This is a genomic window from Burkholderia sp. APQ4-4ca (genome assembly GCF_057837105.1).
Window position 1 is genome coordinate 5,166 of record NZ_JBYQCG010000085.1, and the last position, 7,992, is coordinate 13,157.

A 7,992-nucleotide genomic window follows, 5' to 3' on the forward strand; every position below is an offset into this window, starting at 1 on the left:
GCCGCAGACGGATGGTTTCCATCAGTACGGCGCATTCGCCCATCAGCAATGGTACGGCCATGTCGGCTGGAATTTCTGCTTGGTCACCCGAAGTCGTTTCAATTCACCTTTTGACCATAAGTAGCCTACTCCCGCAGCAAACCGATGAATTTGGCAAACGGCATGTTGCCGGGAGGCGCCAACCTGTGATGCCCTCAATCAAGGCATGCGCCTTACCAAACACAGCCCCAAGAGCAATTACGCAGTGCCCGGCATCCGCCAGACAACGCGCCTGTTCGAATATCCGATGTTTCACGGCAGCGCGGCCAATCGCGCGGCGTCCCATCTCCTTTCTACGGCTGCACGATGCAGCATCGCGAGCGTAATCGGTTCCCGTTTGAAGTCGTGCGGCTTTCGGAGCACCCATCGCAGGAATAGCGAATAGAGCAACCCTTCGCCTTCCATTAGGAAATATCTGTGGAAATCGAAATCCCCCGTATCCACAGCAAACCGTTCAAAAAGTGCCCCATGAAATCGTTGGCTTCGTCGCCGGTTTGACCCAGGTCTTCCCAGAGCCGAGTGCCAGCGGCGAGCGGCTTCGATGGGCCGAGCCCTGCCTCCGACCTGACAAAGGCCTCGATCTCGTCCCAACTCGCGTTTTCCATCAGAACACCCTATCCTCGCGTTTGACCAGGCTGTTGTATCTGGAGACCGTGCCGTGAACGATCGCGAACACGTCACGCGCAAGCGGGAGTGAGATCCGAATGAACGCTGTAGCGGTACGTATTGCTCGTCATGGTGCGACTTCACGAAATCGTTGATCGGGAAGACGACCATACCCAGTAATCCGCTTAGTCTGCTCGTTCGAATTTCACGATGCCGGTTGCGAATTACGCGCCCATCACTGCCGTCACCCGCCACACGGACCTATCGTCTCGCGCTCTCATCGACAGGACTCTATTCAAAGTGTAAAAATTCAGTGCCAACGCAACAAGGCCGGTGCACATCAATGCACCGGCCTTGTTGTACAGCTTCCGCCCTCGCCGCGTTACTTCACCGGCGGCTTGTACGCGATGCAATCGACCTCGACCTTGCAGTCGATGACCATGCTCGACTGCACGCACGCGCGGGCCGGCGGGTTCTCGCCGAAGTACGACACGAACACCTTGTTGAACGACGCGAAATCGCGTGCGTCGTCGAGCCACACGCCGCAGCGCACGACGTGCTCGAGGCCATAGCCGGCTTCCTTCAGGATCGCGATGACGTTCTCGATCGTCTGCTTCGACTGCGTGACGATCCCGCCTTCGACGACCTCGCCGTTCACCATTGGCGTCTGGCCCGACACGTACAGCCAGCCGTCCGCCTCGACCGCACGCGCGAACGGCATCACCTGGCCGCCGGTCCCCTTCGCCTCGCCCACGCCATATCGCTTCATCGTTTCACTCCTTAAATTTCGGTTACGGATGCGCGCGCCGACAGCGGCGCGCGCGGAAGATCGAAATGCACACGTTCAGAACGCCGCATCGGCACTCGCGGGCACGCGCTCGCCGCGCGCGACGAAACCGCCGGCGCGCTCGCCGGTCGGCTGGCCGTTTTCGTACGTCAGCACGCCGTTCACCCACACCGCGTCGATCCCGTGCGCGGGCTGTTGCGGCTTCTCGAACGTCGCGGCGTCGATCACGCTCGCCGGATCGAACAGCACGAGATCCGCGTGGTAGCCGACATGCACCTCGCCGCGCTTCGCGATCCCGTAGCGGCGCGCGGACAGCGACGTCATCTTGCGGATCGCCTCCTCGAGCGGCAGCAGGTTCGTATCGCGCACGTAGTGACCGAGCACGCGCGGAAACGCGCCCCATAGCCGCGGATGCGGCAGCGGATCGTTCGGCAGCCCGTCGGAGCCGACCATCGTCGCCGGATGCGACAGGATCCGGCGCACGTCGTCTTCGGACATGTTGTGGTACACGGCGCCCGCGGGCCGAATGCGCTGCGCGGCTTCCTGCTCGGTCACGCCCCAGTCGGCCGCGATCGCCTTCAGCAGCTTGCCCGCGACTTCCGGGTGCGGCTCCGACCACGTGATCGTGATGTCGATGTCGCCCGTCACCTGCTTCAGGTCGAGCGTCGACGAGCTGCGGCTGTACGGATAGCAGTCGCAGCCGACCGGCTGGTAACGTCGCGCGCCGTCGAGCGACGCGAGCACTTCGGTGCTGCGCCCCCAGTTCGACGGGCCCGCGCATTTCAGATGCGAGATCACGACCGGCACCCGCGCGTGGCGGCCGACGCGATAGGCCTCGTCCATCGCGTCGAGGATCGCGTCGAACTCGGTGCGCATGTGCGTCGTATACAGCGCGCCGGCCTTGGCGAGCGGCTCGGCGAGCGCCATCACTTCCTCGGCCGGCGCCGCGAACGCGGAGCCGTACGCGAGGCCCGACGACAGGCCGAGCGCGCCGTTCGCGAGCGCCTCCTCGAGCTGCGCGCGCATGCCGGCGATCTCGTCGTCGGTCGCCGCGCGGTCGAGGCGGTCCATCTGGTTGTTGCGCAGCGCCGTATGGCCGACGAGCGCCGCGACGTTCACGGCCGGGCGCGCAACGTTCACGGCCGCGACGTAAGCGGCGAAGGTCGGGTACTGGAACGCGCCGCGCTCGCCGAGCAGGTTCATCGGGTCGGGCGGATCGCCCGCGAGCGTCACCGGCGATGCGCTGATCCCGCAGTTGCCGACGATCACGGTCGTCACGCCCTGCGAGATCTTCGGGATCATCTCCGGCGCACGGATCACGTGCGTGTCGTCGTGCGTGTGCACGTCGACGAACCCCGGCGCGAGCGCACGGCCGTTCGCGTCGACGACGTGCTCGGCCAGCCAGTTCGACAAGTTGCCAATCGCCGCGATCAGGCCGTTGCGGATCGCGACGTCGCGCGTGACGGGCGGCGCGCCAGTGCCGTCGTACAGTTGCGCGCCGACGATCAGCGTATCGGCGGCTTCGGGATGCGAATGCATGGTCAGTCTCCTACCGGTTGACGGTCTCCGCCGCCACGGTGCGCATCGAGCGCGTGTTTGATGCGGCGCAGCGATTCCCGGCCCGCATCGCCGAGCCGCAACGCGACGCCGGTGACGAGCACGTCGATCGCCATCATCATCGCGTAGCGCGACGTCGACGGCTTGTAGATGAAATCGGTTTCGAACGCGACGACGGGAATCAGGTGGTCGGCGAGCTTCGCGAGCGGCGACGCCGGCGCGGTGATCGCGATCAGCTTCGCGCCATAGCGCTTCGCGAGCCGACAGCTTTCGAGCAGCTCGGGCACGCGCCCGCTCACCGACAACGCGACGACGACGGTATCGCTCGACAGCGTCGCGGCCACCATCCGCTGCAACAGGCTGTCCTGGTAGCTCGCGACCGGCCGGCCGAAGCGCACGAGCCGGAAGCGCAACTCGTCGGCCAGCGCGGTCGAGCCGCCGCCCTGCCCGTACACGTAGGTCATCTTCGCGCCGGCGAGCAGGTCGGCCGCCGCGTCGAACGACGTGTTGCGCAACAGCTGGTGGTTGTGCGCGAGCGCCACGCGGATCTCGTCGTAGACCATCGACGCAGGGTTCGCGTCGTCGGCCGGCGCGTCGTCGGACGGCACCAGAAAGCGCTGGCCGACCGCCGCCGCCTGCGCGACGAGCACCTTCAGTTCGCGCACGTCGCGGCAGCCGACGGCCTTCGCGAAACGCGTGACCGTCGCGACACTGACCTCCGCGTCGCGCGCGAGCGCGCCGATGCTCGCATGCGCGGCGCGCGCCAGATCGGCGAGGATGAACGCGGCGACCTTGCGTTCGGCCTCGCGCAGCTCGGGCGCGCACTCGGCGATCCGCGCGACGATGTCGAGGACCGGCGGGGCGACCTGAGTCGGATAAGGCTCGGCGGCGAGCGGAGTGGGCGGGGAAGCGGGCGTGTTCATCGACGGAAAAGGGTATGAAGCCTGATGTTATTAAATAACATCACCGCGCCGATGCTACTTTCTGTACCATCTGTATGTCAACTTCAGTGCAATGCATAGTGATGATGGAGCGGGATGACATGAAAGTTACAAACTATCAGGAAGCGACGATCGATCCGTTCGGCAAGGGTCTGGGCAATGTGCCGAGCGCGAGCGTGCCGCTCGGCGACGCGGGCCGGCTCGAATGGAACCTGCTCGCGGAAGACGTCAGCCTGCCGGCCGCCGTGCTTTACGAGGATCGCGTCGAGCACAACCTGAACTGGATGCAGGCGTTCGTGCAGAAATACGGCGTCAAGTTCGCGCCGCACGGCAAGACGACGATGGCGCCGCAGTTGTTCCGCCGCCAGCTCGACGCCGGCGCGTGGGGCATCACGCTCGCGACCGCGCACCAGACGCAGGCCGCGTATCACGGCGGCGTGCGGCGCGTGCTGCTCGCGAACCAGTTGGTCGGCCGCCAGAACATGACGATCATCGCGGGGCTGCTGTCCGATCCCGATTTCGAATTCTTCTGCCTCGTCGATTCCGCGGAAAGCGTCGACAAGCTCGGCCGCTTCTTCGGCGACGCGAAGAAATCGCTGAACGTGCTGATCGAACTCGGCGTGCCGGGCGGCCGCGCGGGGGTGCGCGATGCCGCGCAGCGCGAGGCCGTGCTGGCCGCGATCGCGCGCTATCCGGACACGCTGAAGCTGGCCGGCATCGAGCTCTATGAAGGTGTGCTGAAAGAGGAAGGCGAGATCCGCGCGTTCCTGCAACAGGCGGTCGCGCTCACGCGCGAGCTGGCCGAAGCCGGCCGCTTCGCGCGCACGCCGGCGATCCTGTCCGGCGCCGGTTCGGCGTGGTACGACGTGGTCGCGGAGGAATTCAGGAAGGCGTCCGACGCGGGCTTCGCGGAAGTCGTGCTGCGGCCGGGCTGCTACCTGACGCACGACGTCGGCATCTACAAGAAGGCGCAGACCGACGTGTTCGCGCGCAACCCGATCGCCCGTTCGATGGGCGAAGGGCTGCTGCCGGCGCTGCAGCTGTGGGCGTACGTGCAGTCGGTGCCGGAAGCCGATCGCGCAATCGTCGCGCTCGGCAAGCGCGATGCGGCGTTCGATGCGGGCCTGCCCGAGCCGGCGCGCCACTTCCGCCCGGGCCGCGACACCGCGCCGCGCGACGTCGCCGCCGCCGAAGGCTGGGCCGTCACCGGGATGATGGACCAGCACGCGTACCTGCAGATCCCGCCGGGCGCGGACGTGAAGGTCGGCGACATGGTCGCGTTCGACATCTCGCACCCGTGCCTGACGTTCGACAAGTGGCGCCAGGTGCTCGTGCTCGATCCGCAGTTCCGCGTGACGGAAGTCGTCGAAACCTTCTTCTGACGCACGCCGCGCGCGATGCCGCCCTGCCGCGCGCGGGGCGGCCGTCACGCGCGCTTCAATCTGCGGGAGTACACTGCGCTTTCGTCCTCGGGGCCCGTCGCGGCCGTCATGCACGGCGCGAGCGGGCCTTCAACGCCGCTTCACTGGAGAAAGCCATGGCCGCGAAGAAGATCCTGTTCCTGACCGGCGATTTCGCCGAAGACTACGAAACGATGGTGCCGTTCCAGGCGCTGCAGGCCGTCGGCCACCACGTCGATGCAGTCTGCCCGGGCAAGCGCGCGGGCGACAAGATCAAGACCGCGATCCACGATTTCGAGGGCGACCAGACCTATACCGAGAAGCCCGGCCACCACTTCACGCTGAACGCGGCATTCGACGACGTCGATGCGGCACGCTACGACGCGCTCGCGATCGCGGGCGGCCGTGCGCCCGAATATCTGCGACTCGATCCGAAGGTGATTTCGCTCGTGCGCGAGTTCGCCGAAGCCGGCAAGCCGATCGCGGCGATCTGCCATGCGGCGCAACTGCTCGCGGCCGCCGACGTGATCCGCGGAAAACGCATTTCGGCGTACCCGGCCTGCGCGCCGGAGGTGAAGCTCGCGGGCGGCGAATACGCGGACATCCCGGTCGACGCGGCCGTGACCGACGCACCGTTCGTCACCGCGCCCGCATGGCCCGCGCATCCGGCGTGGCTCGCGCAGTTCCTCGCACTGCTCGGCACGCGCATCGAGCTGTAAAGCTGCGCCCCATCGGAATGAAATGAAGCGATGGCCGGCGGCACCGACGTGCCGCCCGGCTCCGCGGATCAACGCGCGACCGGCGTCGACCCGACGTCCGCGATCCGCGATTCCAGCATCGCGAGCGCACCCGACAGTGCATTGAGCACGTCGTCCGGCAGCTGCGCCATCGTCTGTTCGAGAAACGCCTTGCGGCGCGGCAGGCATGCGTCGAACGCGGCGCGGCCTGCGTCCGTCAGCGTGACGTTGGTCACGCGGTTGTCGCGCGCGTCCGATTCGCGTTCGATCCAGCCGAGCGCGTCGAGCGACTTCAACTGGCGCGTGAGCGCGCCCGGATCGATGCGCAGCACTTCGACGAGCTTCTTCTGCGACGCATGCCCGTCCATCGTATGCAGCGCGACCATGATGCGCCAGCGCGGCATCGGCTGCCCGACGTGCGCCTCGAACGCGGTCATGAAGGCGCGATACGTGCGTCCGAATTGCTGCAAGATCGCGACGCGGTCCTGTTCTTCCATGCGCTGATTTCGTTCCGGTGAATCGTTGAGTCGTCGAATCGCTCGCCCGATCGGTCAATCGGCCGCGACGTGCGGTTCGATCTTGCGCCGCAGCGCGATCGGCGGCACGCGGCGGCACTGCCACACCGACACCACGGCGACGACGGCCGCCATCGCGACGCCCAGGTGAATCGCGCCGACCAGCGATTCGCGGGCCGCCTCCAGCAGCAGCGCGCCATTATGCCCGGCACGCGTCAACTCCGCGACAAGGCCGCCCTGCGCCGCGCGATCGATCAGGATCTGCGGATCGGCGAGCCGCGCGTGCCACTGCATCGCCTGATCGGCGGACAGCGCGCTGCGCACGCCGCTCGAATACATCTGATTGACGAGCGTGCCCGTGAGCGCGGTGCCGAGCATCCCGCCGACCATCCGCAGCGACTGCAGCAGCGCGGTCGCGATGCCGAGGTGCTCGCGGCCGGCCGTCTGCTGCGCGAACACGGTGAGGTTCGGCAGCACGAAGCCGAGCCCGATGCCGCCCGCGACCATCAGCGCCATCAGCCCCCACGCGGGCGTGGTATGGGTCGACACGACGATGCCCGCGCACGCGATGGCGAACAGCACGAAGCCGACGTGCAGCATCGTGTTCGGGTTGCGAATGCGCGTGACGACGCGGCCGTTCATGATGCTGCCGATCGTGATGAACACGACGAGCGGCGTGATCACGAGCCCGGCCTCCTTCGGCGACATCCCGAAGCCGCCCTGGAACAGCAGCGGCGCGTAGAACAGCAGCGAGAACATCGAGAACCCGGCGAGGATCGCGAGTACGAACAGCGCGGACAGCGCGCGATTGCCGAACATGTCGAACGGCAGAATCGGCTGCGCGCAGCGCTTCTCCCATTGCCACAGGCCGAGGCCCGCCGCGACCGCGACGACGAGCAGCAGCGACGCCCAGCTCGCGACGCCGTACTTCGGCAGCCATTCGACGAACAGCTGCAGCGCGCCGAGCGACAGCGCGATCAGGAGCGCGCCCGGCCAGTCGAGCCGCATCTTGCGATCGTGCGCGACGTGGCGCAGGTGCGGCAGGTAGCGCCACACGAAGATCAACGACAGGATGCCGATCGGCAGGTTCACGTAGAACACCGAACGCCAGCCGAACGACTGGGTCAGGAAGCCGCCGAGCGACGGCCCGACCGCGTTCGCGATGCCGAACGCGGAGCTCATCAGCACCTGCCAGCGCAGCCGCACGACGGAATCGGGGAACAGATCGGGAATGCACGCGAACGCGGTGCCGACCAGCATCCCGCCGCCGATCCCCTGCAGCCCGCGCGCGAGCACGAGGGTCAGCATGTCGTTGGCCATTCCGCACAGCACCGATGCGCCGGTGAACACGACGATCGACACGATCACGAACGGCTTGCGGCCGTAATAGTCGCCGAGGCGGCCGAAAAT

The 7,992-nt window shown here is 66.8% G+C and carries 8 protein-coding genes; 2 read left to right on the forward strand and 6 right to left on the reverse strand.

The genetic code is table 11. The features are described 5' to 3' along the window. Positions 1-443 precede the first annotated feature (443 nt). The 4 genes from AC3IFE_RS10400 to AC3IFE_RS10415 form a co-directional block, all read right to left on the reverse strand. Entirely contained in the window at positions 444-644 is a 201-nt protein-coding gene (locus tag AC3IFE_RS10400; protein WP_489190456.1) for a hypothetical protein, read from the reverse strand. 383 nt (positions 645-1,027) lie between these two features. Further along, positions 1,028-1,414, reverse strand: coding sequence for a RidA family protein (locus AC3IFE_RS10405; RefSeq protein WP_050016655.1), 387 nt, complete (start codon positions 1,412-1,414; stop codon positions 1,028-1,030). Between the two features lie 75 nt (positions 1,415-1,489). Further along, entirely contained in the window at positions 1,490-2,971 is a 1,482-nt protein-coding gene (locus AC3IFE_RS10410) for an N-acyl-D-amino-acid deacylase family protein (RefSeq protein WP_489190457.1), read from the reverse strand. Between the two features lie 2 nt (positions 2,972-2,973). Then, positions 2,974-3,912 (reverse strand): MurR/RpiR family transcriptional regulator, encoded by a 939-nt coding sequence (locus AC3IFE_RS10415; RefSeq protein ID WP_489190458.1) that lies wholly within the window; start codon positions 3,910-3,912, stop codon positions 2,974-2,976. Positions 3,913-4,031: 119 nt separating this feature from the next. Here AC3IFE_RS10415 and AC3IFE_RS10420 point away from each other — a divergent pair, with 119 nt between their 5' ends. Then, entirely contained in the window at positions 4,032-5,312 is a 1,281-nt protein-coding gene (locus AC3IFE_RS10420) for an amino acid deaminase (RefSeq protein WP_489190459.1), read from the forward strand. 155 nt (positions 5,313-5,467) lie between these two features. Next, a complete protein-coding gene (locus AC3IFE_RS10425) occupies positions 5,468-6,049 on the forward strand; it encodes a DJ-1/PfpI family protein (RefSeq protein ID WP_089435629.1) in 582 nt (193 codons plus the stop codon). A 68-nt stretch (positions 6,050-6,117) separates the two neighbouring features. Here the strand turns inward: AC3IFE_RS10425 and AC3IFE_RS10430 are convergent, their stop codons facing one another. After that, positions 6,118-6,564 (reverse strand): MarR family winged helix-turn-helix transcriptional regulator, encoded by a 447-nt coding sequence (locus AC3IFE_RS10430; RefSeq protein ID WP_069620876.1) that lies wholly within the window; start codon positions 6,562-6,564, stop codon positions 6,118-6,120. Positions 6,565-6,618: 54 nt separating this feature from the next. Continuing rightward, on the reverse strand, positions 6,619-7,992 hold a 1,374-nt coding region (locus AC3IFE_RS10435), incomplete at its 5' end, for an MFS transporter (RefSeq protein WP_489190460.1).

Bases quoted from the DNA above. Each gene is read 5' to 3' on its own strand.
- AC3IFE_RS10400 (WP_489190456.1), bottom strand. From the start codon at position 644: ATGGAAAACGCGAGTTGGGACGAGATCGAGGCCTTTGTCAGGTCGGAG.
- AC3IFE_RS10425 (WP_089435629.1), top strand. From the start codon at position 5,468: ATGGCCGCGAAGAAGATCCTGTTCCTGACCGGCGATTTCGCCGAAGAC.
- AC3IFE_RS10405 (WP_050016655.1), bottom strand. From the start codon at position 1,414: ATGAAGCGATATGGCGTGGGCGAGGCGAAGGGGACCGGCGGCCAGGTG.
- AC3IFE_RS10415 (WP_489190458.1), bottom strand. From the start codon at position 3,912: ATGAACACGCCCGCTTCCCCGCCCACTCCGCTCGCCGCCGAGCCTTAT.
- AC3IFE_RS10410 (WP_489190457.1), bottom strand. From the start codon at position 2,971: ATGCATTCGCATCCCGAAGCCGCCGATACGCTGATCGTCGGCGCGCAA.
- AC3IFE_RS10430 (WP_069620876.1), bottom strand. From the start codon at position 6,564: ATGGAAGAACAGGACCGCGTCGCGATCTTGCAGCAATTCGGACGCACG.
- AC3IFE_RS10420 (WP_489190459.1), top strand. From the start codon at position 4,032: ATGAAAGTTACAAACTATCAGGAAGCGACGATCGATCCGTTCGGCAAG.